Genomic DNA, 1612 nt, shown 5'->3' on the forward strand with positions numbered 1-1612 from the left:
GTTGCGGACGGTGACGATCGTGGAGGCGGCGACCGCGGTCGTCGCCCGCCGTGTCGCGGTGGCCGGGGGCGATCTCGACGTGGTGGAGGCGGCGTGGGCCGCGCGCACACCGAGCGCGGCGCTGCGGGCCAGTTCCCGGCAGCTGGGCCGCGGGTATCTGCGGTTGTTGCGGCGGTTGTGGCCGGATCAGGAACCGATTCCGCGGTCGTGGCGGCCGGCGCGGCCGGTGGCGGCGGGGATGCTGGCCGCGCGCGCGGGGTTGGATGCCGAGCACACGGCGCGGCTGGTCGGATACGACGATGCGCAGACCATCGCGGCGGCGACGCTGAAGCTCGAGCCGGTGGATCCGGCGATCGCGACGGGCTGGGTGCTGGCGGCGCAGCCGTTGATCGAGCAGCTTGTCACGGCGGTGGCGGGATTGACCGAGCCACAGCAGATCCCGGCGTGCGCGGCGCCGCTCGTCGAACAGTGGGCCGAGAATCATGCCCACACCACAGAAAGGTTGTTCAGTGCCTGATCACAGTTGTTCCTCCGCCCGGTCTCTGCGGCTCGGGGTAGCCGGTCCGGTGGGGACCGGGAAGAGTTCGCTGATCGCGTTGTTGTGCCGGGAGCTGTCCGGGGAGCTGGCGTTGGGGGTGATCACCAACGACATCTACACCGACGAGGATGCGCGGTTCCTGCGGTCGGCGGGGGTGCTGGATCCGGAGCGGATCCGCGCGGTGGAGACGGGCGCGTGCCCGCACACCGCGATCCGCGACGATGTGACGGCGAATCTGCTGGCGGTGGAGGATCTCGAGGAGGATTTCGCGCCGCTGGATGTGGTGCTGGTCGAGTCGGGTGGGGACAACCTGACGGCGACGTTCTCCCCCGCGCTGGTCGATGCGCAGATCTTCGTGCTCGACGTCGCCGGCGGCGGCGATGTGGCCCGCAAGGGTGGGCCGGGGATCGCGCGGGCGGATCTGCTGGTGGTGAACAAGACGGATCTGGCGCCCTATGTGGGTGTGGATGTGCCGCAGATGGTGGCGGACGCGGAGGCGGCGCGGGAGGGCCGGCCGGTGCTGGCGCTCTCGCGCACGGACCCGGAGTCGGTGGCGGCGTTGTGCGCGTGGGTGCGGTCGGTGCTGGCCGAGCACACCGGGGGCCGGTTGGTGCCGGTGGATCCGGGTCCGATGGCGCCGCACTTCCATGCCGACGACGACCATGAGCACAGCCACGAGGAGCACAGCCACGAGCACGAGCACGAGCACGGGCATGGCCATGCTCACGGCCACGGGCACGCGTCGACGCCGCAGTGACCTCCCCGAAACCTGAGACACCGAACCCCGCGACGACCGTCGCCGTGCACCGCGCGCACGGCCGCGCCCGGTGCCGGCTGGTGCCCGGCGCGTTCGGGCCGCGGGTGCTCGGCGGGGACGCGAACGGCGCGCGGGTCGCGCTGGTCGCGACCGGGGCGTTGCTGCTCGGCGGCGACAACGTCGTGATCGAGGTCGAGGTGGGGGCCGGGGCGTGGCTCGAGATCGTCGAGACCGCGGGCACCGTCGCCTACGACGCGGCCGGTCGGGCGTCGAGCTGGACGGTGCGGGCGCGGCTCGGGGCCGGGGCGTCGCTGGTG

General features: G+C 72.8%; 3 protein-coding genes. All 3 read left to right on the top strand.

Going from position 1 to position 1612, the window contains the following annotated elements; genetic code table 11:
• Positions 1–517, top strand: a 517-nt coding sequence (locus I0Q12_RS34645) for an urease accessory UreF family protein (RefSeq protein WP_269437617.1), incomplete at its 5' end; no start/stop codon positions are given.
• Positions 483–1295, top strand: a complete 813-nt coding sequence (gene ureG, locus I0Q12_RS14790; RefSeq protein WP_197252626.1) for an urease accessory protein UreG — start codon at positions 483–485, stop codon at positions 1293–1295. The genes I0Q12_RS34645 and ureG, both read left to right, overlap by 35 nt.
• A partial coding sequence (locus tag I0Q12_RS14795) for an urease accessory protein UreD (protein WP_307846246.1) occupies positions 1292–1612 on the top strand: 321 nt, incomplete at its 3' end. The genes ureG and I0Q12_RS14795, both read left to right, overlap by 4 nt.

This window comes from Rhodococcus sp. CX (genome assembly GCF_015865005.1).
Lineage (GTDB): Bacteria > Actinomycetota > Actinomycetes > Mycobacteriales > Mycobacteriaceae > Rhodococcus.